The following is a 25,697-nucleotide window of genomic DNA, read 5'->3' as shown; positions in this document are numbered from 1 at the left end:
TCTGGTTCTTATTTGGAGGAGTTGGGGCGGCGCAGTCTGAGTGCGGGCCGGATTCCGGGGAGCCGGGTCAGAGCGGCGATGATGATGATGCCCTTGATGATGTTCTGGTAGTACGAATCGATGTCCAGAAGGTTGAAGCCGTTCTGGAGGGTGGCCAGGATTGCCACCCCGACGGCGGTCCGCCAGATGGCGCCTTTTCCTCCAGTCAACGACGTGCCGCCGACGATCACAACAGTCAGGACATCGAAAACCAGGTTCGGGTTGAGGTTCGGTTGTGCCGAACCCAGTTGCGAGGCCGTGACGACACCGGCAATGCCGGCGCACAGCCCGGAAAGTGTGTAGGTGCTGGCCACGACGCCGCGCGTTCGGATACCGGCGAGACGGCTTGCTTCCTGGTTCCCTCCGACCGCGTAAACGGATTGCCCGTACGGCGTGAAGGCCAGGATGAAGCCTGCCAGCAGAAGCAGGACGAGCAGAAGCATCCCCGAGTAGGGGATCCCTGCGAGCCGTCCGCTGCCGAGTTCCTGGAACGGGGCGAAGCTCACCACGACGGCCCGGTTTCCCGTGATGACCAGCGTGGTGCCGGAGATGATCAAGGAACTTCCCAGGGTAGCGATAAACGGGTTGACCTTCAGCCCGGTAACGATCCAGCCGTTGATGGCTCCTGCCGCGATGCCGGCTCCGGCTGCTGCGACGAAGGCCACGATCGGGGCTTCCGTCCGGCCGACGGTCGCCGCGATGACGGCAGTAAGGGAGTAGATGGCCCCGACGGAGAGGTCGAATCCGCCCGTGATGACCACGTACGTCATGCCGATTCCCATGATGGCCACGGGAGCCCACTGGCTGACGATATTCATCAGGTTCCCCCCGGCGAGGAAACCCGGTTGGGCGATGCTGATGAGCGCCACCAGGACCAACAAGGCCGCCAGAACGCCGAAACGGCGCAGGGTTGGACCTATCCGGGGCGTCTGCCCGGGCTGAGACATCCTGTTCTTTTGAAGTGTTGTCGTGCTCATGATGCTGCCATATCTGTTGTTGTGGGCCCGAGGCTTCCGAGCGCCGGCGCGGTGTAAGTGTGGGTGAGGATGTCCTGGACGGTGGAGCCCGCCGGTAGTTCGGCGACCGCCCGGCCGGAGGCCAGGACAACGATCCTGTCGCTGTACCGGGTGACTTCGTCCAGGTCGCTGCTGCACCAGATGACGCACAGCCCTTCGTCGGCCAGCTTGCGCACCGTGGCGAAGATCTGGGCTTTGGCGCCGATGTCGATGCCTCGTGTCGGTTCGTCCAGGAGTAGGCAGCGCAGGCCGCGGTCCAGCCATCGGGCCAGGACGAGTTTCTGTTGGTTTCCGCCCGACAGGGTTCCCGCTGGACTGTTCAGTCGATGTGGGTGGAACCCCATCCGTGCAGCGCCGGGACTTGCCCATCCCGCGAGGGCGCCGGTCTGGAAGGGGCGGCGGCCCGATGCTTTGGTGAATTGGCCCAGGGCAACGTTCCACGCAGCGCTGCGGTCCAGGACAAGGGCCTGTTCTTTTCGGTCCTCCGGGGCCAGGGCGATCCCGCGCCGGATGCCGTCCCGAGGGGAACGGGGCCATGGAACCTGCTTTCCGTCGAGCGTGAGGGCTCCGGTTGTGTGCCGGTTCGCACCGGCCAGGGTCCGCAGAAACCTGGTGCGTCCTGAGCCGACGAGTCCGGCCAGTCCGATGATCTCGCCTTCGCGGATGTCCAGTGCCGGCAGATCGACGCCGGGGGCCGTGAGGCCGCGGACGCTCAGGGCGATCCTGCCCTTGGTGTGTCCCGGGGCGGTAGGTTGGACCTCAGCGGGGGTGCCGCCGAGCATCGCGACGATCAGGGAAGGTTTGTCCCAGTCGGCTGTTGCTCTGCTGTCGATCACGGCGCCCTCGCGTAGCACGGTGACCGTGTCGGCGATGTCCAGGACGTCGTCGAGGTTGTGGGATATGTAGACAACCGAGCATCCGGCGGAGGTCAGTTCCTTGATGGCTTTGTGGAGGGAACGGCTGTCTTCCGGGCCAAGCGAGGCGGTGGGCTCATCCATGACGATCATGCGCCGGTGGCTGGCTAGGGCCCTCATGATTTCGAGCATCTGCTGGTTGGCCGTTGAGAGGTCTCCGGCACGGGTGGCTGCGGGTATGGAGGTGCCGGCCGCTGCGGCGGCCTCCCGGTATTGGGCAAGGGCGGCCGGGCGGTCGATGAAACCAAACCTTTGTGGTGGCCTGCCGAGCAACACGTTTGCCAGTGCTGTCGTTTCCGGAACGATGGTCAGCTCCTGGTAGATCACCGCGAGACCCGCGGCGGCAGCCTTGCCTGGCTGGCCGCCGTCGAGCTCCTGGCCCCAGATACTGACCGTTCCGCTGTCCTGCTGGACGGCACCGGCCACGGTTTTGATGAGCGTCGATTTTCCTGCACCGTTTTCCCCGACAAGTGCATGGACTTCACCTGCCCTGACCGTGAGGGAGACGTTCCTCAGGACCTGGGCATCCCCGTACTGCTTGTTCAAGCCGCGGACGACGAGCGCGTCGGCGGCGGTGGATGGAGCGTGGGCCCGCATGTCAGTACTCCGGGTGGAATTTGCTGGCGTTGGCTGCGGTGATGAAGATCGAGCCTGGTCCCTGCGTGACGGCGGGTGCCTGGGCCAGGTAGGCGAACCCTGGGGTGTTTTCGCCGCTGGAAAGGGCACGGACAAGCTGGGCGACACCGTAGGAGGATTCCTCGTAGGGGAGCAGCACCGATGTTGACGTCCAAGCCCCGCCGGTTACCTTGGCCACGCCTGCCGTGGTGCCTCCCACGCTGTAGATGCGGACGTCTTTCCCTGGGGTCTTGCCGGCGTCGTGTACGGCCTGTTCCACACCGCGGGTCATGTCATCCCAGGAGGAAATTACGAGGTCGATCTTGCCGTTCGCGCTGATCGCGTCCTGGACCACCGAGAGAGCCTTGGCGGGGTCGAAGTTTCCCGGCTGGTCGGAGACAACCTTGACGTTCGGGTATTTCGCGCCCGCTGTCTTGATGGCGGTCTCCCATCGGGTGAACAGGTCTGACCCGACGAAGCCTCCGACGGCGACCGCATTGCAGGATGCGGTGCAGGACCTGAAGGCGTTTTCGACGTGCTCGGTGAAGAACTGGGTGGTCTGCATGCCGACGAAGCCGGCAGTCTCCGGTGTGTAGTCGGGGTTGCCGCACATGGGGCTGTTGATGGTGCTGACGGGCTTGCCGCTGGCCTGGAGCAGGTGGAAGTCCGAGCATCCGGGGGCGTCGGCGACGGGCGAGAAGATGTATCCGTCGAATCCCCGCTGCACGGCGTCCTGGACTTGCTGCAACTGGGCGGCCGGGTCGAAGTTCGCGTCGAAGACGGTCAATTGGACACCCAATTTGGCGGCTGTCTCCTGCGCCCCTTTCAGCCGGGTCTGGCAATAGGCGTTGGCGGCGGCGCATTCTGCCAGGTAGGCCACCTTTTTCCCGGCTGGCGCCTTGGTCCCGGCATCGACGAACTTAAGGGTGTTGCTCATGGCTTCGGTGCTGGCCGCGGATCCCGATGCTGCGGCTGTGGCGGGGGTATCCGTTGCGGTCTTGGGAGGTGCGGTGCAGGCGCTGAGGGAAATAGCGGACACGAGTGCAGCGATCCCCAACGCTGTGCTGATCTTCAAACTCATCGGTTTCTCCAAGGGGTGGATCGGGTGGCTCCCGCAACGATCGTCGGGGGGAAAAGTCAATGTCTAACTTTGGACATTATGCAAGGAGTATCCTTTCCTTGTAAAGGGGTTTCCACCGATGTGAAGGCAAGGTGCGTTTAGCGATGCCAGAAGAGTTCGTGCCGGTTCAGCTCGGCCGCAAGGACGCGTCCGGGCAAATTGCCCGCCAGCTGCGAAGGGCGATCAGCGTCGGCCAATGGCTGCCGGGGGAGCGGCTGCCCTCTGAGTTGGAGCTGGCGGAATCATTCGATGTTGCGCGCGCCACCGCAAGGGAGGCCCTGAAGATCCTGGCGGCAACAGGACTCGTCGTCTCTTCCCGCGGAAGCCGGGGAGGGACCTATGTTGCGGTGCCCGATGCTGAGACCGTCGCCGAACAGCTCAGTGACGCGATCCGCTTGTGGTACCGGGCCGGCAACGTCTCCCTGCACGACGTGGACGAGGCCCGCTGGGTGCTGGAAATGCAGTGCGTTGACCTGGCCGCACGGCGGCGCACCGAGGACGACCTCGAGGCCATCCACCAACCGATACACCTCGCGTCGAACCCCGATCTCGATCTCGCTGAATGGCTCCAGCTAGACATTGAGTTCCACACAGCGATCACCAGGGCCGCAAAGAACCAGATTCTCGAACTCGCCATGATGTCGGTGCATCTCATGCGGCCGGCCACCAACACCGTGTTCGTCGATCTACTGGACCGCGAAGCCGTATGGGCGCAACACGCGGTCATCTACCAGGCAATCGCAGACCAGGACCCGGAAGCCGCCCGCGCGGCATTCCAAAACCACGTCGGATACCTCGACGACACCCGGCGCAAGGCACTGGCGGACATCAGCGCGACGGACGTTTTCGTGGCAACATTGCCCGATTCGAGCCGCCTGGCAGCGTCAAGGCCCCGCGCCGAATAACCGCCCAGAGCGGGCCGTTCATCCGGTGCTACCCATTGGCATGGGCACGGCCGTATGGAGCCCCTTTGAGACGGGCCCCATACGGCCGATGCGTGAGTCTGGCCGATGAACAGCCTGCCCCGGGGAGGTCAGGGAAGCCGAATGGGTTTGAGTTCGTCGAAGCGGTCGCCCGGGCCCGGGTTCTCTGGATTGGTCTTGCCGCCCAGCTGCGTCATGACGCCCCACACGGCATTGAGGCCCGTAGTCACGGCTCCGTCGGCCCAGCCGCCGGTCCAGGAGATGCCGTCGCCGGCCAGATAGATGCCGCGGTGGGCCGGGTCCATTCCTTCCTGCATGAAGTGCGTGTAGAGCCGCTCCTGGTAGCGGTAATGCCCTGGGAGGTTGTCACTGAAGGCACCCATGAAGTTGGGGTCGTCTTCCCAGGAGACCGTGATTGGATCCCCGATGATGTGCGAGGCGATGTCCGCGGTGGGATAGATCTGCTTCAAGGAGTGCAGCATAAGCCGGACTCGCTCGTCGGCATCCAGCGGCAACCACTTCAGGGCGTCGTCGTTCCAGGTGTAGGACAAGCAAATCAGGGCGGGCTGGTCCGGGCCGTTGTCCAACAGGTAGGTGCCGCGCGTGAGCCGGTCTGTGAGCGTGGTACTCATGAGCTGGCGGCCGGTCTGTGGGTCGATGTCCTTCCAGAACGGCCTATCGACCACTACGAACGTCTTGGAGGACTGCATGTAGTGGCTACGCTCGATCGCCGTCCAGAGCTTGTGGCTGAAGAGCGACTCGTCGACATCGATGCGCGCCGAGAGCAGCCAGCTCTGGCACGTCGCAATGACCGCCGGATACTCCCGCGACTGTCCCCACTTGTCCGTGACGGCGATGGGTCCCTCGACCGCTGCAGCGGCGCCCCCACTGTCAGGAAGGCGCCGGATGGACGCGACGCCGGGCCGCGGGTGCCCGCCGTGAAGGGACGCGAGGCTTGTGCCTTCTGGCCAGTGCGCCAGGTCGGAGGGGGCATGGTTCCAGAGACGTTCCGGCAGGAGCTGCGCCCCGCCGATGATCCGGTGCTGGTCCGCGTCGGCATCCACGTACACGACGCGGAGGATCTCCAGGATGCTGTCCGGGAAGTTGGTGTCCCAGCCGCCCGTTCCGAACCCGACCTGGCCGAAGGCCTCCCGGTATTCGAACGAGAGGGACGAGAACGCCTTTGACGTGGCCAGGTAACCGGAGAAGGAGATGTCGTCGAAGCGCGGAACCAGTTCGTTCCAGAGCCTCTTGATGGTGGCGAGGTCCTTCGTCCGGATGGCTTCCTGCATGGCGCTGAAGTGGGCGCGTTCCTCCAGGCAGTCGTCCCAGGCGTTGGACACGTCCCGGAAGAACCCAGGAAGATCGTCGGGGGTCTCGGCATAGTGGGCCGTGCCGCCAAGTTCGATCACAGTGCTTCCGGCGGCAGGCGTCAGTGGGTTGGGGAACGGTTGCGTTTCGATGCCAACAAGATCCGCGTAGTGGAAGAACGAGGTGCCGCTCTTGGGGAACCGCATTCCGCCCAGGTCCGCCACGGGTCCGGGCTTGCCCGGCTGGGTGCCTCCGCGGAGGCGTCCTCCGATCCTTGAGGACTCGTACACAACCGGCCTGAGTCCCATTTTCATGAGTTCGTAGGCTGCGACGAGTCCTGACAGTCCGGCGCCCACAACGGCCACTTCGGTGCCGTACATGTCGGCCGGGACGGAACCTATTCCCGCTTCATGGGTGATGTAGTCGTCGTAGGGGAACGGGAAATCGGGGATGAGCATGCTCAGTTTTGCAGTCGGAGTGCTGGTGGCTGCGATGGTCACGGGGGTCCTTACTTGGGGTTGGCGCTGGCTGCGCTGTCGATGAACCGGGAGAGGTAGTCGGTGTCCAGCCGGGCCTGGCGAAGGCTGGACAGGGCAACGTCTGCGACGATGAGCGCGGCATCGTCACCGGCGGCCGCAAGGTGCCGCCCGTACGGATCGGCGATGGTGCTTAGGCCGGCGAAGTGTGGGCCGGTGTGGTTGGCGTACGCAATGAACAGCTGGCTTTCGAGGGCTCTGGTGGGTACCACCATCGCCGGAATCATCCGGGTGTCGAACGGGTGTGAGTCGGACTGGCCGCCTTCACGCAGGGGGACTGCCGTTGGAATGCAGAGCAGTTCCGCGCCCGCGACGGCCGCGGCGCGCGCAAACTCGGGAAACTCGATGTCGAAGCAGATTCCGAGGGCAACGTTGACTCCGTCGAAGCGGACGACGGCGGGGGGAGCCTCCCCGGCGTCGAACGCTTCCTTCTCGACTGCACCGAAGAGGTGCTGCTTGCGGTAGCGGGTCAGTTCGGCACCGTCGCGGTCAAAGAAGGACGCCGAGATATAGCGCCGCTCCCGGTCGTGTTCGACTGTGGAGCCCACGATCGCCAGGCCCGCGGATAGGGCGATGTCGGCGATCTGCCGCCGCTGGGCTGTCCCGTCGGTGCCGTGGACCAGGCCCGGAGCGTAACCGCTGACGAACAGTTCGGGGGTTACCAGAAGGTCCGCACCCAGTGCCTTTGCTTCCTGCGCCCGAGCAGCAAGCCTGATCAGGTTCTGCTGCGGCGAGTTGACCAGCCCGGTCGCTTGCAGGACGGCCACCTTGATCCGGCCGGTCACGTGGTGCCCTCCAGCCGGGAGCCGGGTTCCGGCGACGCGGCATCGTCGAGGTCTCCGTTGCACAGCCTTTCAACTACGCGGGTCAGCATGTCCACGCCGGCGCAGGCATCGTCGTCGTTCGTGTATTCGCGCTCATTGTGGGAGATGCCGTCCACGCTGGGGACGAACAGCATGACCGTAGGGACGACATCCTTCATGTTGATCGAGTCGTGCCCGGCGAGCGTGAACACTCGGAGATAGCTGAGGCCCAGCTCGGCTGCGCATTCGGCGGCCAAGGCCACACCCGCGGGCTGGTAGGCGTTGATGCCCCAGGCGTGGGACTCCTCGACCTCTATGCTGACGTTGGCCTCCGTCTCGATGGCGGCGATACCGGCGCGGAGCAGGGCCTTGGCAGTGGCCAGGACGCCCTCATCGGCGGTCCGCAAGTCCATCACGAGGTCCACCCGGGACGGCACCACAACGGGCGAGTTCGGATACACCGTCAACTGACCCACGGAGGTGTGCAGCACGGCACCGCTGAAGTGGTCCGCGATTTCCCGAAGCAAGACCACTAGGCGCGACGCTCCCAGCAGGGCGTCCTTGCGGTCGGCGATGACGGTTGAACCCGTGTGTGCCTGCTCGCCGTGGACCGTAACGGTGTATTTCGCAGCGGCCCAGCAGGCGTGGACTAGGCCGATCGTGGTGCCGGAGTCCTCCATCGACCGGCCCTGTTCAATGTGGATCTCCGCATAGGCGGCGGCAGCGGGCCCATCGCCAGTTCCTAGGTGCCCGATTTCGGTAAGGGCTTCGCGCACGCTGGTACCCGCGGTATCCGTAATGGACAGCGCGACGTCGGCGCGGAGCTTTCCGGTGTAGACGGAACTTCCCATCATGGACGGGGTGAAGCGGCACCCTTCCTCGTTGAACCAGTCAACGACGGCAAGGTTGTACTTGGGAACCGCTGGCGGGGTGCCGTCGTCGGGCGATTTCGAGGCTGCGCGGTCGGCCAGCCTGCGGGCAGCGTGAAGGGCCGCGGCGACACCGTAGGCGCCGTCGTACTTTCCGGCCGTCGGCTGGCTGTCCAAGTGCGAGCCCACCAGTACGTACGGTGCGCCGGGGTTCCATTCGATCAGCGCGAAGAGATTACCGATCCTGTCCGTCTCGGTGCGGAATCCGTACTGGGAGGCGAGAGAAGTGAACCACGCACGTGCCTGTGCGTCCGCCGCAGTGCCGGCCTGACGGTCCACACCGTGGCCGGGTGTTTCGCCAATGGTCGAGAGGCTGCGGAAGTCGCGGAGGAAGGACGCAGCGTCATCGGTCGCTGCCCGGCTGATGGCGGCTGGATTTTGGGACGGGGCGTTGGCGGGACGCGTTGCTGCGGTGGTCATGGCGTGTGCTCCTCGTTGTTGAACCGCGCGGTGGAAGACTGGGGCGGTGATTGCTGGGCTGTGGCCTGCGCTACCGGGATGGCATTGGTCAGCGGCTGGGTCCTAGCAAGTTCGTTGACGCGCCTTCGCACGGAGTACCAGCCGGCCATGAGGGCCGGGATGATGATTGCCAAGGAGGCGACCGTGTACGTGCCGATCGGGAAATCAAACAGCATCAGGACCAGCACCGCTGCTAGAAACGCCAGGGTCAGGTAGGAGGTCCAAGGCGCACCGAAGAGCCGGAAGGCTGGCCGCGGCATCAGTCCCGCTTTGGACAGTTTGTACAGTTTCAGTTGGCACAAAATGATGGTTGCCCACGTGCAGAGGATGGCCAGGGCGGTGGCGTTGATGGTGATTTCGAAGGCCATCTTTGGAACAACTGCGTTGAGCCCCACGCCGAGCAGAGTGAAGGCTGCCGTGAAGAGGACGCCGCCGTAGGGCACCCCGCCGCGGCTCATCCGTTTCATGAATTGGGGTGCCGTCCCGGTCTGGGCCATGGAGCGGTAGATCCGCCCGGTGGAGTAGAGCCCGGCGTTGAGGCTGGATAGCGCGGCGGTGAGGACCACGAAGTTCATCACGTCGCCCGCACCGGGCACGCCGATACTGGCGAAGAAGGTTACGAACGGGGACTCCCCGGCCTTATAGGAGCTATACGGAAGCAGCATCGCCAGCAGGGCAGTGGAGCCCACATAAAAGATGGCGATCCGGAAGATGACCGCGTTGACCACTTTGGGCATGATCTTCCGAGGGTCCTTTGTTTCGCCGGCGGCTACACCGATCATGTCGATGCCGGCGTAAGCGAACACAATGCCCTGCACAATGATGACCGCGGGGAGTAGCCCGTTGGGCAGCAGCCCCCCGTGGTCGGTGATCAGGGAGAGCCCGGGCTGGTGTCCGGCGACCGGGAAGTTGCCGGCGAGGAAGATGCCGCCCACCAGCAGAAACGCCACGAGCGCGCCCACCTTGACGATGGCGAACCAGAATTCCAGTTCACCGAACAGCTTCACGGAGATGAGGTTGACCCCGGTGACCACGAGCAGTGCAGCCAGCGCCAGGACCCATTGCGGGACACTGCTGAAGGCTGTCCAGTAGTTCAGATAAACGGCGACGGCGGTAATGTCCACGATCGCGGTGAGTGCCCACGACAGTGAGTACACCCACCCGGAGATGTACGCTGCCTTTTCGCCATAGAACTCCCGAGCGTACGAGACGAAGGAGCCTGATGACGGGCGGTGCAGGACCAGCTCGCCGAGAGCGCGGAGGATGAAGAAGGCGAACACTCCGCAGATCGCGTAGACAACGGGGAGTACGGGCCCGGCTGAGGCCAGGCGTCCGCCGGCGCCGAGGAAGAGTCCCGTGCCGATGGCGCCGCCGATGCCGATCATTTGGACCTGGCGGTTGGAAAGGCCCTTCTTGTAGCCGGATTGCTCGTCGGGGCGGACAGCCGTTGTCCGCTCCTCGACTGGATCAATGGTGGTCATGGAAACTCCTGGCCGGTGAAAGTGTTGGGCTGCCACAGGAGCAGCTGATTTCGATCGTCCCAAGGCGATGGATCATTGCCCATGACAGCGGCGAACGTAAAAGCATGCAATAAATGTACGAACGTACATGGGCCGTGGCGTCCGGTTCCGCGAGGATGTATGGAGATGCTGTGGGAGGGGCGACATGACGGACGATGAGCAGTGGCTGACTTTGGTTGATGCCGTGGGCAGGCAGCTCCCTGGCCTCGTCGAGAATTTCCTGACCCGGATTCTTCCCGATCCCGCCTACGCCGATTCCGGCCTCACGCTTGAGGACCTGCGTCGCAGCAGTTTCAGCTCCTTCTCTGCCATGCTTTCGGCTCTCGGCGGGCGTGCCGAGGATATTGGCGCGCTTTCGGTCTTTGCCTCCGAACTTGGCGCCCGGAGGGCGCGCCAAGGCGTTCCGCTGGAAAGCCTGGTCCGGGCGATTCGCCTCGATTTCTCGGTGCTCTGGGATGCTTTGTCCGCACCGGAGCTGCGCGCAGACCCTGCTTTGTTGGTAAGGAAGGCGGAAGTCGTGTGGGCGACTGTCGACCGCTTCGCGTCCAGCGTCCAAGAGCGGTATTTGAGGGAGTTGGAGGAAATTGAGGGCGCCGATGCCGATCTTCAGCAGCAGTATCTGACCCAACTGTTGGCGCCGGCCGAGCCGTCCCCAACTGAGCTGTCACGCATAGCCGGTGCCCTCCGCATCAACCCTCACGCGATGCTTCTTGTAGCGGCCATCGACCGGAACGATGGCCTGCTGATCAGGAGGCGGGTCCGGGCGCGTCCGCCGCGGGACTTTCCTGTGCTGACCTATGACCAAGGGCACCACACTCTTGTCATCCGCCCCCGAACGGTGGACTCCAACGAAAAGCTGAGTTATCAGGAGGCCGCGCTGTTCGACGATGTGGCCGTCGCTGTGGCACCGCACGCCAACGGGATAGCAGGAGTGCGCACAGCAGTCAGCGCCGCCCGGGAAATCATGAAAGACCTGCCCATGGGCAGCAAGGGGGTCTTTACGCTGAGGGACCGTTGGCTGTCCATTACGGCACACCGACTCTCGCAAGTGGGCTGTAACCCTGAAAACCTGGTCTTTTCGGCGCTTGGTCGATGCAGTGACGCGGAGCGGGAACGCCTCCTGGAAGCGGCGCGAGCATTCCTGGAGCTCGGGAGCCTCGTAGCCACGGCAGACCGACTCGCCTGCCACCGGAACACCGTTGTCAACAGGCTGGCGGCATTTGAAGGTTACACGGGCCTTGACCTTCAAAAGCCACGGGACAGTGCGCTGGCGCTGCTTGCCATTGGGGGGTAGGGGCGCAGGTTCCGGAGTCGATATTCCCGTGCTGGCATCACGAAGCCGCGGCGTGGAGACGGCTCAAAGCCACACACTCCTGTGTGGCTTTGAGCCTTCTTCTCTGGGCAAGTCCAGCGTGCTGTCAGCACCGTGGCGGTCACATGCTTCAGTGCACGAGCAGCGTTTCGAGTGGTTCACCCGCGGCGATTCGTGCCAGCAGTTCCGGCTCGGCCGCGTCCGAGGCCAGTGCCCGCTCCAAGACCGCTGTCGCCTCCTCCTGGGTCAGCACGATCACGCCATTATCGTCACCCAGCACCCAGTCTCCGGGATGAACCTCGACTCCGCCGAACGACACGGGAACGTTGACCGATGATTCCTTGCCGTGCAGCCGCTTGGTGGTGAGGCACGAGGTCCCGCGGGCGAAGACCGGCAGGCCGGTGCTCCGCAACTCCAACAGATCCGTGGCTCGGCCGTCTACAACTATGCCGGCCGCGCCACGGGCCTTGGCAGCTGCTGCCGTCACTGCGCCGACGGGGGCGTGACGGTGGTCGCCATCCATGTCGATCACCAGCACTGCTCCTGGGTACAGCTTTAGGAGTGCACGGTTCATGGCGATCGCATCGTTGTCAACGATTCGGACTGTCACCGCAGGCCCGGCCACCTTTACGCCGTCGAGCAGCGACTGGATTGCCGGATCAACAAATCCGTCCTCAAGAAAGTGTCCGATAGTGGGGTAGCTGACCTCGGCAAGCCGGGCTAACAGGCCTGCCGAAGACCGAAGCTCCGCCGTAGATGCCTGGCTCATGCGAGCACCGCCACGCATTCAATCTCAAGGGATACTCCCCAGAGGCTCACACAGACGGAAGTACGCGCGGGCTTCGCGGAGCCGAAGTACTCCGTGTAGACGCGGTTGTACTCCTCGAGTTGGTCCTGGCTGGTCAAGTACGTGTTGACCTTGACCACGTGCGCCAGGCTGGAACCTGCTGCCTCCAGTACCGCACGCAGGTTTTCGATCGTCTGACGGACTTGTCCTTCGAAGGTCTCCGGTTGGTCGTCCAAACCGGTGATGGCCGGGATCTGGCCGGAGGTGAACACGAAACCATTGGCGATGACCGCGTGGGAGAAAGGTCCGACGGCGGCTGCCTGGCCGGGGACCTCGCCGAGCCGCGTGATGGTGGCCGGGTTCGTCGCTGGGGAATCGCTCATTTCGCCGCCGCTTCCGCCGCATCCACCGGGGCGACGTCGACGGCGTCGATGTTGCCGTGGCGGGTTTCCGTCAGGACGAACAACGCCGCCAAGGAGATTAAGGCAGCGGCTGTGATGTACCAGGCGATGGAGGAGCTCTGGTGCGTCATGCCCAGGAGCCAGGTGGTGATGAACGGGGTAGCGGCGCTGCCGAGGAGGCCGGAGAGCATGTAGGCCACGGACAATCCGGAGTAGCGGACCTTGGAACCGAAGAGTTCGGCCAGGAACGTGGCGATGGGACCGTAGTTGGCTGCGAAGGCCGTCATCATTCCGAGGTAGGCGACGAATAGCAGGGCGACGGACTTGGTGTCCATGAGCCAGAACATCGGGAAGGCGAAGAGCGCCTCCGCCGCCACTCCGGCGTAGATGATGGGCTTGCGGCCGTACTTGTCCGAGAGCTTCCCGAAGTAGGGGATGAGCACAAAGCACAGTGCGCACGAGGCCAGGACAACCCAGAGCATGAGGCTTTCCGAGTGGCCGAGGTCCTTCTTGCCGTAGGAAACGCCGGAGGCAACCAGCAGGGTGAAGGTGCTGCCGGTTGAGAGGGTGGCGATGCCGCCGAGGACAACTTGCTTCCAGTACTTGGCCATGAGGGTGGCAAAGGGCATTTTCGCCTTGGCGCCGGCGGTCTTGACGGCCTGGAACGACGGGGTTTCCTCGATGTGGAGGCGGATGTAGACGCCGACAGCCACCAGCAAGCAGGAGGTAAGGAACGGGATACGCCAACCCCAGCTGAGCAGCGCGTCCGAGCTGACGGTGGAAGCGACGATCAGGAACGCGACGTTGGCGATCAGGGTGCCTGCCGGAACGCCTACCTGGACGAGTGAGCCGTAGAAGCCACGGCGGCCGGAAGGAGCATGCTCTACGGTCATGAGTACCGCGCCGCCCCACTCGCCGCCCAATGCCAGGCCTTGGATGACGCGTAGCAGGAGGAGAAGCAGCGGTGCCGTGATGCCGATGCTGTTGTAGTCAGGCAGCAAGCCGATGGCGAAAGTTGCCGCTCCCATGGTCAGCAAGGAGATCAGGAGCATGGATTTGCGGCCGAGACGGTCACCGAAGTGGCCGAAGATGATGGCGCCTACCATGCGGGCAATGTAGGCGGAGGCGAAGGTGCCGAAGGCCAGCATGGTGCCGACGATCGGGTCGAAGCTGGGGAAGAAGATCTTGTTGAAGACTAAGGCGGACGCTGTTCCGAACACGAACAGGTCGTACCACTCGACTGTGGTGCCGATGACGCTGGCGAGGGCGATTTTGCGCATCTTGGCCAGGTCAAGCCTGGCTGCGGACGCGGAAGCGGTATCTACCGTTTGGGCCATGAGAAGCTCCAGATGAGTGTGGGGGCGAGTGCCCGGGTGAGGATGCAGATAACTATCCTGTGTTGCGTACCACACTTCAATGGCTGAATTTCCAGCAAAAAACGACGGAAAATGTGTGTTCACACAACACCGCTTTCCTTTGCAGATCTCAGGCCCAGGCCACCACCAGCCGGGCCGCTTGCGCCGGCACGGCCAGATCGATGCCAGTGAGCTCCTGGAAGCGGTTGAGCCGGTTGAGGATGGTGTTCCGGTGGCAAAACAGTTCCTGCGCCGTCGTGGTGATGTTGCCCGTGTGCAGGAAATGGCGCACCGTCTCGGTCAGCCGCTCGCGCTCGCCGTCGCGGCATTCCGAGAGGGCGGACTCAAGATCGGCCCAGAGGTCCAGGCCCGCATCCTGGAGTTGCTGCTTGGCGAGACGGGCCCACGCTGCTGCCGCCGTCAATGGGCCTCGGTCAGCGGGCTGGAGCAGCAAAGCGAGGCGCTCCGCCGTGCGTGCTGCGGAGGGCAGGGCGCGCAGGCCGGAAAATCCCTCGACATAACCACAAGGTATTCCGATGATGGGCGCAGGAATGTAGGCAGGTCCTTCGTCTTGCCGGCCTGCGCCGCCGAGTCCAGCGACGCGGGGCCCCCCGCCATGAGCCCGCGGCAACGCCCAGAAGACGTACGTGCTGCCGCCGAATTCGTGGACGTAGAGCCGTTGGGACGGTTGGAGCCAGCCGCCCTGGGTGGCAATCGTCCGCAGTTTGGAGGCTGCCTCGCCGCTCGCCGCCACGATGGAAAACCTTGCTTCCGGGTCCGTGGCCAGTGCTGCCGCGGCCTGGCTGATGGTGTCTGCCGATAGCTCGGACTTGCTGAACAACCGGGCGATGAACTCCCGGCGGATGTTTGATTCCTCCTGGGCCATCCGGACGCGCTCGCTCGAATAGCTGGAGTGGGTCTGGGTGGCAAATTCATCCACCACGCGCCACACCTGGTCTACATGGGACGTCAGGAGCACGGCATCCTCCGCGTCCGAGATCTTCAGGAGATCTGCCCAAAGAATGCTGAAATCCAGGCGCACAGCTGAAATCAGGGCTTCGGGCGAAATTCCGGCACGGGCCCGTTTGGCACCAAGCTCCGAGGAGAAGCGCGCCAGCGAATCCTGACTGCCATGGGAGTTTGAATGGCGGAACCTCTCGTCCCGCAGTCCGTCGATGAGGCGCCGGAAAGTTTCACGTGCCGTGATCCTCAATTCCGGCAAGCTCACCCTATTGTCGGCATATTCGGGGATCTCCTGGACGCGCGTCACGAAAAGCTCGACAAGTTCCTCCAGCCGCCCGTGCAGCCCTTCCACGAGCTCTCCCCAGCGTGCTGCGTCGCCAGCCTTCTCTGCATTGTGCATTCACACATTCTACGGCCGATATTCAGTGGCCCGAAGCTAGTTTTTTTGGGCGGATCTACTGGCACTATGGGAGTAGTCACCGCCGAGTGAGGCCAATCACAACGGCAGTTCCCCGGTTTTCACGGCATCGTTCGAATCTTTTGGAGTAATCATGGCCAGCAGCGCAGGCAGCGCCCCCACGCATCTGACTCCCGGGATGCCCCGCACAGTCGATGAGAGGGTCACCAGGAAGGTCGCGCTCGCCGCCCTCGTAGGCACAGCGCTGGAGTGGTACGACTTCTTCCTCTTCACCACCGCGGCAGCACTCGTGTTCAACGCGCAGTTCTTCGTGTCTCAGGATCCATTCGTGGCCGCGATGGGCTCCTTCGCCACCCTCGCCGTAGGGTTCGTCGCCCGTCCCATCGGTGGATTCATCTTCGGCGCCCTCGGCGACAAAGTAGGCCGCAAAAAGATCCTCATGGTCACCATCGTCGGAATCGGTGTCGTCACCGGCCTGATCGGATTGCTGCCGAACTATATGACCATCGGTCTGGCCGCCCCGATCCTCCTGGTGGCCCTGCGGATCGTCCAGGGCCTCGCCGTCGGAGGGGAATGGAGCGGCGCGGTGATCATCGCCGTCGAAAACGCCCCGGTTGCCAAGCGTGCCCGCTACGCGGCGCTGCCGCAGATCGGCTCTCCGATCGGGACCATCCTGTCCTCCGGAGGCTTCTTCGGCATGCTTTTCATGGTGGGCCAGAACAACTTCGACGCGTGGGGTTGGCGCATCCCTTTCATCGCGGCCATGCCGCTCCTGGCCATCTCCATGTGGATCCGCAGCAGACTCAGCGAGTCGCCCGAATTCGAAGCCCTCATCGAATCGGGCGAGACAGAGCATGCACCCATCCGCGGCGTGCTGAAGAACAGCTGGCGCCAGATCCTGGTGGGCATGTGCTCGGCGCTGCTTGGCATCGGAGGCTTCTACCTCATCACCAGCTTCGTGGTCTTCTATGGCAACAAGGTCCTGAAGCTGCCGTCCGAGCTGCTTCTCCTGGGCACCCTCCTTGCGGCCGCACTCGAAATCGGGGCGCTGATCTGGGCCGGCAGGATGGGTGAAAAATTCGGTGCCAGCAAAGTCATCTTGTGGGGCGGTGTGGCCTCAGCCATCATTGCGGTCCCTGTCTTCCTTGCCATCGACAGCCGTAATCCGGTCCTGGTGGTCGTTGGCATGATGATCGGCGTCGCCGTCCTGTCCATCCCGTACGCCGTCTCCGGCACGGCGCTGACGGCACTGTTCGCCACCAAGGTCCGCTACACGGGCGTCGCCATCACTTCCAATACCGCGGGTGTCATATCCGGCTTCGTACCCCTTATCGCCACAGCGCTGGTGGCCGCCAACGGCAACTCATTTTGGCCCGGCACCATCATTCTCCTGATTGTTTCCATACTGACCGCCGTGTCCGGGATCTTCCTTCCCGGCCTGAGCATCAAAGAAGAAGGAATGAAGCATTGAGCACCACTACAGCAGGCCACCTCATCGTCGAGCAGCTTGAACGCGCAGGCATCAAACGCGTCTACGGCGTCCCCGGCGAGAGCTACCTGGATGTCCTGGACGGACTCCACGACTCCTCGATTGAGACCATCGTGACGCGCCACGAAGGCGGAGCCGGTTTCATGGCGCTGGCCGAGGGCCGCCTCACGGAACTCCCCGGCGTCGCCATGGTGACGCGCGGCCCCGGCGCCGCCAACGCGTTCATCGCTATCCATACGGCACACCAGGACGCGACACCAATGATCCTGTTCGTGGGCCTCATCCCCGTGGCGGACCGCGGGCGGGAATCCTTCCAGGAGTTCGACATCAACGCCTGGTTCGGCAGCACCGCGAAGAAAGTCGTGACTCTCGACGACGCCGCCTCCGCCGCCCGTGTGGTGGACGACGCCATCTTTACCGCGCTTAGCGGACGCCCCGGTCCCGTAGTGATCGGCTTGCCGGAGGATGTGCTGGTGCACGCCGTCACCGAAGGCACCGTGGAGCCGCGCCGGGTCTCCCGCCCAGAACCCAGCGCCGCGGACCTGGCCGCGCTGGAAACGCGGCTCGCCGGAGCCGCCAAGCCGCTCGTCGTGGTGGGTGGCGAGGGTTGGACCCAGGAATCCGGAGACGCGCTGGCCGCCTGGGCGGCACGCCACAGCATCCCGGTCGTGGCCGACTTCCGCGCCTACGACGCCATCCCGCACAGCAGCGAGTCCTACGCAGGCTTCCTGGGATACGGCCGCAGCGACGCCACCGCAGCGCTTCTGAACGACTCCGACCTGCTCGTTTTCCTTGGCTGCGTCCGCGGCGACGTCCTCTCCGACGGCTACACCCGTGGCCACAATACCGGGACCGTCGTGATCAACCAGGACCCGGACCTCCTCGGCCACTTCGGCCAGGTGGACCAGCACATCACCGCAAACGTCTCGGCGTTCTCGCTTGCCATCGCGGACACGGAATCTGCCGTGCGGCCGGCCGCCGGCTGGTTCCAGGATGCCCGGGCAAATTACCTCAAGTTCTCTTCGGCCCAACCCGACGGAGGCACGGCAGTGGACCTCGGCGTCGTGATGGAGATCCTCAAGCAAGAGATGGACGACGACGCCGTCCTCACCTTCGGCGCGGGCAACCACGCCTTGTGGCCGGCCCGCTACCTGAAGCACAACAGCGCCAACTCGCTGGCCGCTCCGCGCAACGGAGCCATGGGCATGGGAATCCCGGCAGCCGTTGCGGCCTCGCTGGCATATCCCGGCCGCCAGGTCATCTCGGTGGCCGGCGATGGCTGCTTCATGATGAACGGCCAGGAAATCGCCACGGCCATGGGCCACGGCGCACAGTTCATTGTGCTGGTGGTGGACAACGGCATCTTCGCCACCATCCGCGAGCACCAGGAAGCGCACTACCCAGGCCGACCGTCCGGCACGCACATGACCAATCCCGATTTTGCCGCCCTGGCCCGCTCCTACGGCGGCTACGGCGAGCGCGTTGAGAGGGCCGAGGACTTCGCCGCCGCGTTCCGCCGCGCCGTCGACTCCGGCCTCCCGGCCGTGTTGCACCTCCCGCAGGACCCCACCACCCGTTCCCCCAAGAGCAACTGACTGGAGCCCCACGTGATCACGCTCAAAAACATCATCAACGGCCAAGCGGTGGACGCCCCGGCGAGCCTGCCCTTCTTCGATCCACGGACGGGGACCCAGATCGGCACCGCCCCGGACAGTGACGCGGCCGCCGTCGACCTCGCCTTCCGGGCGGCTGCCGCCGCTTTCAAGAGCTACAAGCGCACGACGCCGGGCGAGCGCCAAGCGCTGCTGCTGCAACTCGCGGACCTCATCGAAGCCAATGTGGACCGGCTGCTGGACGCCGAAGTGGCGTGCACGGGCAAGCCGCGGGCCGTCACCCGCGAACTGGAGATCCTCCGCGGCGCCGACCAATTGCGCTTCTTCGCCGGAGCCTGCCGCGTCGTGTCCGGTACCGCGTCCACCGAGTACGTGCAGGGCTTCACGTCCACCATCCGCCGCGAACCGCTGGGTGTGGTCGCGCAGATTACCCCGTGGAACTACCCGTTCATGATGACCATCTGGAAGATCGGGCCGGCTTTGGCGGCGGGAAACACTCTGGTTTTGAAGCCCGCGGACACCACCCCGTGGTCCACCGTGATCCTGGGCGAGCTGGCCCAGCAGATCTACCCGGCCGGCGTCGTGAACATCGTGTGCGGAGGCCGCGAGGCCGGTGCCGCCATGGTGGACCACGAGATCCCGGAGATGGTGTCCATCACGGGTTCCACCCGGGCGGGCGCCCAGGTCATGTCCGCCGCGTCCAAGACCTTGAAGGACGTCCACCTGGAGCTGGGCGGCAAGGCACCGGCGATCGTTTTCGCTGACGTCGATATCCAGCAGACCGCCCGCGAACTCGCCCTGAGCGCCTTCTTCAACGCCGGCCAGGACTGCACCGCGGTGACCCGGGTGCTGGTCCACGCGGACATTCACGCCGAGTTCGCCAAGGCCCTCGGTGCTGCCGCCGCCGCGCTGACCCTCGGCGATGACGCCTCGGACCTTGGGCCGCTCAACAGTGCAGCGCAGCTTGAACGCGTGGAGGGCTTCATGACCCGGCTTCCGGCCAACGCTACCGTCCTGTCGGGCGGGAAACGCACCGGCGCGGGGTACTACTTCGAACCGACAGTGATCGACGGCGTCTTCCAGACTGACGAAGTGGTGTGCGACGAGATCTTCGGCCCAGTAGTCACGGTCCAACCTTTCGCCACCGAGGAAGAGGCGCTTGAGCTTGCCAACGGTACGAAGTACGCGCTCGCCTCCAGCGTTTGGTCCAACAACCACGGCGTGGTCACCCGGGTGTCCAACGAGCTCGACTTCGGCGCCGTGTGGATCAACTGCCACCAAGTCATTCCGGCCGAGGCGCCACACGGCGGTTTCAAGCACTCCGGCACGGGCAAGGACCTCTCGGTCTTCGGGCTGGAGGACTACACCCGGATCAAGTCCGTCACCACCTCGCACCGCTAGGCCATCGGTATGAAACTCGACCTGCTCCTGCGCAACGCGGACATCATCACGATGGACCCGGGCCGTCCATGCGCCCGCTCGCTGGGAGTCTGGAAAGGCCTCGTGGCGGGACTCGATGAAGACCTGGATGGCATTGCCGCCACCGAGATCCTCGACCTTGGCGGCGCCACCGTCACTCCCGGCTTCATCGATGCGCACTGCCACACCACGTGGTTCGGGCTGGGCCTGGCCGAGCTGGATGTGTCCAAGGCGCGGGGGCTGGGGGAGTTGTACGGGCTGCTGCGGGAAGCCATGGACGACGCTGGCGCTGGCCCAGGCCATGGGGCTGGCGCCTGGCTCATGGCCACTGGCTTCAGCCAGCAGCAGCACGACGGCGCGTTCCCGGACATCCGCGAACTCGACCGCATCACGGGGGAGCGGCCATTGTTCATGCGGCACAACTCCGGTCACATGGCCGTGGTCAACACAGCCGCACTGCGGCAGGCCGGTGCTGAGTCGCCGTCGTACTCAGATCCCGACGGCGGCGTGATCGTCCGCGACTCCGCCGGGAGGCCCACGGGGCTTGTCCAGGAAACGGCGCAAGCACTGATCCAGCAGCTGACCCTGCCGTATTCGATTACCGAAATCGAGGCGGCCCTGGATCGGGCCACGCGGCACTACGCCTCCGAGGGCATCACGAGCTTCACCGAAGCGGGCGTGGGTGGTGGCTGGATCGGACACAGCCCGGTCGAGCTAGCCGCCTACCAGCGGGCCGCGGCCAACGGCAAGCTCCATGCGCGCGCCCAGGTCATGCCGGTGCTGGACGTTTTGCACCGGATTGGCAGCCACGACGACGACGGTTCCGGTGCGGCAGGCCTGGATTTGGGCATAGCGAGCGGATTCGGCAACGAATACCTCTCCCTGGGCCCAGCCAAGGTCTTCCTGGACGGCTCGCTTCTCGGCGAGACCGCCGCAGTCAGCGACGAGTACTGCAGCCATGGGCAGACGGACAACACAGGCAACACGGGATACTTCCAAGCCGAACCCGCTATGCTGCGGGAACGGATCGAGGCCGCCTACGCCGCTGGATGGTCCATTGCGGCCCACGCCATCGGAGACCGGGCCGTGGACTTGGCGATCGATATTCTTGCGGATTGCGACGCCAAGAACGGTCCGCGCACGATGCCGAACAGGATCGAGCACGCCTCCATGACCAGACCGGAACAGCTCGAACGGCTCGCAGCGGCGGGGATCGCCGTGACGCCTCAGGCCAGCTTCTTCCATGACGGCGGCGACGGCATGGCGGCGTCGCTCGGTCCGGAGCGACTGCCTTGGGCCTACCGCGCGTCGTCGTTCCTGTCCGCAGGGGTGACCTTGGCCGGGAGCTCCGACCGCCCCGTCGCGAACGGAAGCGTTTTGCGTGGCATGCAGGCTTTTGTGGACCGGAAGACGTCATCCGGCGCGATGTTCGGCAACCCGACAGAGCGGCTCAGCCCGTACGAGGCACTCGCCGCTTACACCACGGGAGCGGCCGCGGCCACAGGGATGTCGGCCGTAAAGGGCTCTTTGGCCCCAGGCAAGCTTGCCGACTTCACCGTCCTGTCCGGCTCGCCGTTTGACACCGGAAACATTGCCCAGCTGCACGTCCTGGCCACCGCAGTCGGCGGCCGCTTTACCCACAACTCTCTGACCGCACTTCAACACAGTTCATAGATTCAGCACTCTACTTAGATCCAACTCAGTTCATAGGGGAACCAATGACTTCCACCACCAGCTTCACTGCCCAGGACGCCGCCTTCGTCCAGGACTTCCACACGATGAGCGCTTTCGGGGCCACCGCCAACGGCGGCGTGGACCGGCAGGCTGCCAGCGAGCCCGACGGCGAACAGCGGCACTGGCTCAGCAGCTTGCTCGAAGCCCGCGGCTTCAGCGTCCGTTTTGACCAGGTCGGCAACCAGTGGGGTCTCTATGAGGCCGTGCCGGGAGCTCCGTTTGTTGTGGTTGGCTCGCACATGGACTCACAGCCGACGGCGGGACGTTACGACGGTGCCTTCGGTGTCCTGGCCGCCGCGCATGCGGCCTTTCGGCTGGTCGACCAGTGGAACGCGCACGGGGCTGAGGCGCCCAAGTTCAATATCGCTGTGGTGAACTGGTTCAACGAGGAAGGCAGCCGCTTCAAGCCCTCCATGATGGGTTCCTCCGTTTACACCGGCAAGCTCCCGCTGGACACGGCACTGGCCACCACGGATGCCGCCGGGATTTCCGTGCAGGACGCCCTGGACGCCATCGCGTGCCGTGGTTCCTATGAAGGACCCGAGGCTGCATACTGCGCCGAAATCCACATCGAACAAGGCCGCAGCATGGAGCGGGAAGGCATCACGATTGGCCTGGTGTCCTCCAACTGGGCGGCCAACAAGTACGAATTCGTGGTCCACGGCGAGCAGGCACACACGGGCTCCACCGTCATCGCTGACCGCAAGGACGCTCTCCTGGGAGCCTCGATGTTGGTGGTTGCCGCCCGGGATATCGCCAACCGGTTCCCCGGAGTGCTCCACACCTCGGTTGGGCAATTGAACGTCTACCCCAACTCGCCCGTCGTCGTGCCGTCCCGCGTCAGCTTGCTGTTGGATCTGCGCAGTGCCGACGAAGCCGTACTCGCCCAGGCCGATGCCCTGCTGCACGAGCGCATCGCGGAAATCGAGGCGCTTGCCAACGTTTCCGTGGAACAGCACCACTCGCACTCGTGGCCGGTAACTCCTTACCAGCCCGAGGGCGTGGAACTCGCCGCCAAGGTTGCGGCCGACCTGGGGCTGTCCAACAAGGAAGTCATGACCTTGGCCGGGCACGATTCCACCAATATGAAGGACATCGTTCCCACAGTGATGCTCTTTGTTCCCAGCGTGGACGGCATCTCCCACAACGAGCACGAATACACCAAGGACGAGGACATCGTAGCCGGCCTGGCAATGCTCACCGAAGTGGTCAATCGGCTCTGCAACGGAGCGCTGGAGGATTAGTCCAGTCTGAAGCCGATGACGACGGCTTCCTCGTCGTGTCCCACGGGGAGGCTGGCGAACTCCTCGTGTTGTCGGGTGATCTCGATGGTGTATCCCGCGGCTCCGAACGCGGTGTCCGTACTTCGCGTCAACGTTGAACTCGGCGACGAACCGATCCAGATCGCCTTAGCGGTAACCCAGACCACTACTCATTCATCCGTTGGGGGACTGTCCGATAAACGGTGTGTGGGTCCGGCGGTTTTCATTAGTGAATGGTTCTTTCGAACCGGCCGGCGAAGGTGATCGCGAACGCGTTCAGCGCAGGCTTCCACCTCATCACCCAGCGTGCCCGACCGCCGCCGGTGGGATCAAGGGCTCTGGTGACCAGATACAGGCATTTCAGGGCGGCGGCCTCGTTCGGAAAGTGCCCGCGGGCCCTCACGGCCCTCCGGTAGCGGGCGTTGATCGACTCGATCGCGTTTGTTGTGCAGATCACCCGCCGGATCTCCACGTCGTACTCCAGGAACGGCACGAATTCCGCCCAGGAGGACTCCCAGAGCCGCACGATTGCCGGATATCGCTGGCCCCACTCGGCCGTGAATTCGGCGAACCGGTCCTTCGCCGCTTGCTCGGACGGGGCCGTGTAGACCGGCTTGAGCGCCTTGACGATGCCGTCGCGGTGCTGGCGTCCGGCGTAGCGGAAGCTGTTGCGGATCAGGTGCACGATGCACTGCTGCACGACCGTTCGCTCCCACGTGGTCGTGATGGCCTCCGGCAGGCCCTTGAGCCCATCGCAGACAGCGATCAACACGTCCTCAACGCCCCGGTTCTTGAGTTCGGAGAAGACCTGCATCCAGAACCGGGCACCCTCGCCGCCGTCGCCGGCCCAGATGCCCAGGATCTCCCGCTCCCCGTTCACGGTGACGCCCATGACGACGTAGAACGGGGTGTTGCGCACCTGCCCGTCACGGACCTTGACCACGATCGCGTCAACGAAGAGCACCGGATAGACCGGATCCAAAGGTCGGGACGACCATTCGGCCAGTTCCCCGGCGACCTTCTCCGTGATGCGGCTGACGGTGTCTTTGGAGACCTTGGCCCCGTAGACCTCCTCGAAGTGCGCGGCGATCTCCCCGGTGGTCAGCCCCCGGGCGGAGAGCGAGAGGACGATCTGGTCGATCCCGTCCAGGCGCCGTTTCCGTTTGGGCACGATCACCGGTTCGAACGAGCCGTCCCGATCCCGGGGCACCTCGATCTCGACCGGGCCGATCTCGGTCAGCACGGTCTTGGGCCGGGTGCCGTTGCGCATGTTGGCTGCGATCGGCGTCTGGCCGTGCTCGTGCCCGAGGTGCTCGGTAAGTTCCGCTTCCAGCGCGGTTTCCAGCACGTTCCTGGTGAGCTGGTTCAGCAGTCCGCCAGGGCCCACCAGGCTCACGCCCTGTTCCTTGGCCTGCGCGAGCAGCCGCTCCGCAAGCTCCTTCTGATCGATGATCTCTCCCGTCACAGGATCGATCATCACCCCTGTCATCTCGGTCGTGGATTCCAACACGGCCGTCTCCTTTCGGATCAGGCCGGACCCCACACACCGTTATTCAGACAGTCCCTCCGTTGGTTTCTGCGTGAATCGGATTCAGAAGTGGGATAAGAGGATGTGTTGACAGTGTCAACACATTTGGCTTCGGGCTGGGCCGTACATCGGTCGGACTGGCTCGGATTGGCTATGTTTTCGGGAGTTCCCTGTGACGCTCCTATGGTTGTCAATTCGTTTTTTGAGTGCCCTGCTCCTCGAGCCATTTCCTGTAGCTTGTTGCGAGGTCGTCGTTGCGCATGAGGCCTCGTTCGATGCGGGAGATAACGGAGGGCCATTGGCTGAGTTCGCCGGCGACCGCATTGACGGTCAACCCGAGGCTTTTGCGTTTCTGGCGTAGGTCGGTGATGCCTGGTGCCGGTACCGGGTTGAATATCTGTCGGTATATTTCACGGGATACGTAGCGTTTGAGGCAACGCATGATCTCTCGCTTGCTTTTTCCTTCCGTGGTGCGTTTGCTGACGTAGTTTTTCGTGCGTGGACACGATGCCATCCGGGTCAGCACTACTTGATGCAGGGCGCGGTTTTCGTTGCGGTCACCGCCTCGGCTGAGCCGGTGGCGGGTCGTTTTTCCTGACGATGCCGGGATGGGTGCAACCCCGGCGAATGCCGCGAACTGGGCTTCGTTTCCGATCCGTCCCTGGTTGTCTCCCACGGTGATGAGGAGCTGGCTGGCAACGTCCGGTCCTACACCTGGGACGTCGCAGAGCAAGGGCGCATAGGAATCGAGGATTTCTTGCAGGGCGGTATCGGCGGCGGTGATTTCCTCGGCAAGCGCCTGGTAACGGGTGGCCAGGGTTTTCAAGGTCAGCAGCGTCATGTATTCCGGGTCGGCCACATGGCCTGACGGCCTGCTCCGCTGGAGGGCGGTGATCATGGCAGGAGTGGCCATCCCCCTGTATTTCGCCCGGAGAGCGTCCGGTGCCGACACGAGGAGACCCTTGATCTGATTGATTGCTGCCGTGCGGGCCTTCATTGCCGATGAACGCGCGGTACGTAGGATCCGCAGGCATTCGACGGGTCCGTCTTTGGCTTTCGGGGTCGAGAGGCCTCGTTGAGCCAGTACCGACTGGACTGCCTGGTAGGCATCCAGGGGATCGGATTTGCCTTTCAGGCGACGCTGGGCCCGGTTGGGCCGGTCGACTTCCAGGACAGTGAGCCCTTCGTTGCGAAGCACCTTGGACAGCCCGGCACCGTATGAGCCGGTTCC

General features: G+C 64.2%; 21 protein-coding genes. 7 read left to right on the top strand and 14 right to left on the bottom strand.

Annotated features, from left to right (window positions below):
* Positions 1–8: 8 nt before the first annotated feature.
* Genes ACSBOX_RS11725 through ACSBOX_RS11715 form a run of 3 tightly spaced genes read right to left on the bottom strand, consistent with a single transcriptional unit; the run spans position 9 to position 3,665 of the window.
* The gene (locus ACSBOX_RS11725) at positions 9–1,016 is read right to left on the bottom strand and encodes an ABC transporter permease (RefSeq protein ID WP_442542612.1); all 1,008 of its coding nucleotides are present in this window, start codon (positions 1,014–1,016) and stop codon (positions 9–11) included.
* Positions 1,013–2,566, bottom strand: a complete 1,554-nt coding sequence (locus ACSBOX_RS11720; RefSeq protein ID WP_442542611.1) for a sugar ABC transporter ATP-binding protein — start codon at positions 2,564–2,566, stop codon at positions 1,013–1,015. Before ACSBOX_RS11720 ends, ACSBOX_RS11725 begins: the two co-directional genes overlap by 4 nt.
* A 1-nt stretch (position 2,567) precedes the next feature.
* The gene (locus ACSBOX_RS11715) at positions 2,568–3,665 is read right to left on the bottom strand and encodes a sugar ABC transporter substrate-binding protein (RefSeq protein WP_442542610.1); all 1,098 of its coding nucleotides are present in this window, start codon (positions 3,663–3,665) and stop codon (positions 2,568–2,570) included.
* Between the two features lie 143 nt (positions 3,666–3,808).
* Here ACSBOX_RS11715 and ACSBOX_RS11710 point away from each other — a divergent pair, with 143 nt between their 5' ends.
* Positions 3,809–4,609, top strand: a complete 801-nt coding sequence (locus ACSBOX_RS11710) for a FadR/GntR family transcriptional regulator (protein WP_442542609.1) — start codon at positions 3,809–3,811, stop codon at positions 4,607–4,609.
* A gap of 128 nt (positions 4,610–4,737) precedes the next feature.
* Here ACSBOX_RS11710 and ACSBOX_RS11705 read toward each other — a convergent pair whose 3' ends face one another.
* From ACSBOX_RS11705 to ACSBOX_RS11690, 4 genes are read right to left on the bottom strand one after another with little or no spacing between them, the layout of a single operon-like run.
* Positions 4,738–6,396 carry a flavin monoamine oxidase family protein gene (locus ACSBOX_RS11705; protein ID WP_442546022.1) on the bottom strand — a complete coding sequence of 553 codons (1,659 nt, stop codon included), beginning with the start codon at positions 6,394–6,396 and terminating at the stop codon, positions 4,738–4,740.
* Positions 6,397–6,446: 50 nt separating this feature from the next.
* Positions 6,447–7,259 (bottom strand): nitrilase-related carbon-nitrogen hydrolase, encoded by an 813-nt coding sequence (locus ACSBOX_RS11700; protein ID WP_442542608.1) that lies wholly within the window; start codon positions 7,257–7,259, stop codon positions 6,447–6,449.
* Entirely contained in the window at positions 7,256–8,626 is a 1,371-nt protein-coding gene (locus ACSBOX_RS11695; protein WP_442542606.1) for a M20 family metallo-hydrolase, read from the bottom strand. Before ACSBOX_RS11695 ends, ACSBOX_RS11700 begins: the two co-directional genes overlap by 4 nt.
* Positions 8,623–10,146, bottom strand: a complete 1,524-nt coding sequence (locus ACSBOX_RS11690; protein WP_442542605.1) for an amino acid permease — start codon at positions 10,144–10,146, stop codon at positions 8,623–8,625. Before ACSBOX_RS11690 ends, ACSBOX_RS11695 begins: the two co-directional genes overlap by 4 nt.
* Before the next feature lie 184 nt (positions 10,147–10,330).
* Between ACSBOX_RS11690 and ACSBOX_RS11685 the strand changes: the two genes are divergently transcribed.
* Positions 10,331–11,479, top strand: a complete 1,149-nt coding sequence (locus ACSBOX_RS11685; protein ID WP_442542604.1) for a helix-turn-helix domain-containing protein — start codon at positions 10,331–10,333, stop codon at positions 11,477–11,479.
* A 148-nt stretch (positions 11,480–11,627) separates the two neighbouring features.
* On the opposite strand, the gene ACSBOX_RS11680 is transcribed toward ACSBOX_RS11685, so the two are convergent.
* The 4 genes from ACSBOX_RS11680 to ACSBOX_RS11665 form a co-directional block, all read right to left on the bottom strand.
* On the bottom strand, positions 11,628–12,266 hold the full coding sequence (locus tag ACSBOX_RS11680) for an RraA family protein (RefSeq protein ID WP_442542603.1): 639 nt from the start codon (positions 12,264–12,266) through the stop codon (positions 11,628–11,630).
* Positions 12,263–12,667: a RidA family protein gene (locus ACSBOX_RS11675; RefSeq protein ID WP_442542602.1), complete on the bottom strand. Its 405-nt coding sequence runs from the start codon at positions 12,665–12,667 to the stop codon at positions 12,263–12,265. Before ACSBOX_RS11675 ends, ACSBOX_RS11680 begins: the two co-directional genes overlap by 4 nt.
* Positions 12,664–14,022, bottom strand: coding sequence for an MFS transporter (locus ACSBOX_RS11670; protein WP_442542601.1), 1,359 nt, complete (start codon positions 14,020–14,022; stop codon positions 12,664–12,666). Before ACSBOX_RS11670 ends, ACSBOX_RS11675 begins: the two co-directional genes overlap by 4 nt.
* A gap of 148 nt (positions 14,023–14,170) precedes the next feature.
* Positions 14,171–15,403, bottom strand: coding sequence for a PucR family transcriptional regulator (locus ACSBOX_RS11665; RefSeq protein WP_442542600.1), 1,233 nt, complete (start codon positions 15,401–15,403; stop codon positions 14,171–14,173).
* Positions 15,404–15,554: 151 nt separating this feature from the next.
* Between ACSBOX_RS11665 and ACSBOX_RS11660 the strand changes: the two genes are divergently transcribed.
* From ACSBOX_RS11660 to ACSBOX_RS11640, 5 genes are read left to right on the top strand one after another with little or no spacing between them, the layout of a single operon-like run.
* On the top strand, positions 15,555–16,892 hold the full coding sequence (locus ACSBOX_RS11660; protein WP_442542599.1) for an MFS transporter: 1,338 nt from the start codon (positions 15,555–15,557) through the stop codon (positions 16,890–16,892).
* Complete coding sequence (locus tag ACSBOX_RS11655) at positions 16,889–18,505, top strand: thiamine pyrophosphate-dependent enzyme (protein ID WP_442542598.1); 1,617 nt, start codon at positions 16,889–16,891, stop codon at positions 18,503–18,505. Before ACSBOX_RS11660 ends, ACSBOX_RS11655 begins: the two co-directional genes overlap by 4 nt.
* Before the next feature lie 12 nt (positions 18,506–18,517).
* Entirely contained in the window at positions 18,518–19,924 is a 1,407-nt protein-coding gene (locus ACSBOX_RS11650; protein ID WP_442542597.1) for an aldehyde dehydrogenase family protein, read from the top strand.
* Positions 19,925–19,933: 9 nt separating this feature from the next.
* The gene (locus ACSBOX_RS11645; protein ID WP_442542596.1) at positions 19,934–21,616 is read left to right on the top strand and encodes an amidohydrolase; all 1,683 of its coding nucleotides are present in this window, start codon (positions 19,934–19,936) and stop codon (positions 21,614–21,616) included.
* 44 nt (positions 21,617–21,660) lie between these two features.
* A complete protein-coding gene (locus tag ACSBOX_RS11640) occupies positions 21,661–22,920 on the top strand; it encodes a M20 family metallo-hydrolase (protein ID WP_442542595.1) in 1,260 nt (419 codons plus the stop codon).
* On the opposite strand, the gene ACSBOX_RS11635 is transcribed toward ACSBOX_RS11640, so the two are convergent.
* The 3 genes from ACSBOX_RS11635 to ACSBOX_RS11625 form a co-directional block, all read right to left on the bottom strand.
* On the bottom strand, positions 22,917–23,051 hold the full coding sequence (locus ACSBOX_RS11635) for a hypothetical protein (RefSeq protein WP_442542594.1): 135 nt from the start codon (positions 23,049–23,051) through the stop codon (positions 22,917–22,919). The genes ACSBOX_RS11640 and ACSBOX_RS11635 overlap by 4 nt on opposite strands.
* 113 nt (positions 23,052–23,164) lie before the next feature.
* Positions 23,165–24,415, bottom strand: coding sequence for an IS256 family transposase (locus tag ACSBOX_RS11630; RefSeq protein WP_442546021.1), 1,251 nt, complete (start codon positions 24,413–24,415; stop codon positions 23,165–23,167).
* A gap of 241 nt (positions 24,416–24,656) precedes the next feature.
* On the bottom strand, positions 24,657–25,664 hold the full coding sequence (locus tag ACSBOX_RS11625; protein ID WP_442542593.1) for a transposase: 1,008 nt from the start codon (positions 25,662–25,664) through the stop codon (positions 24,657–24,659).
* Between the last annotated feature and the right edge of the window lie 33 nt (positions 25,665–25,697).

It is taken from the genome of Arthrobacter sp. KN11-1C (assembly GCF_052180225.1).
Taxonomy (GTDB): Bacteria; Actinomycetota; Actinomycetes; order Actinomycetales; family Micrococcaceae; genus Arthrobacter.
This window is presented reverse-complemented; position numbering and strand designations above follow the sequence as displayed.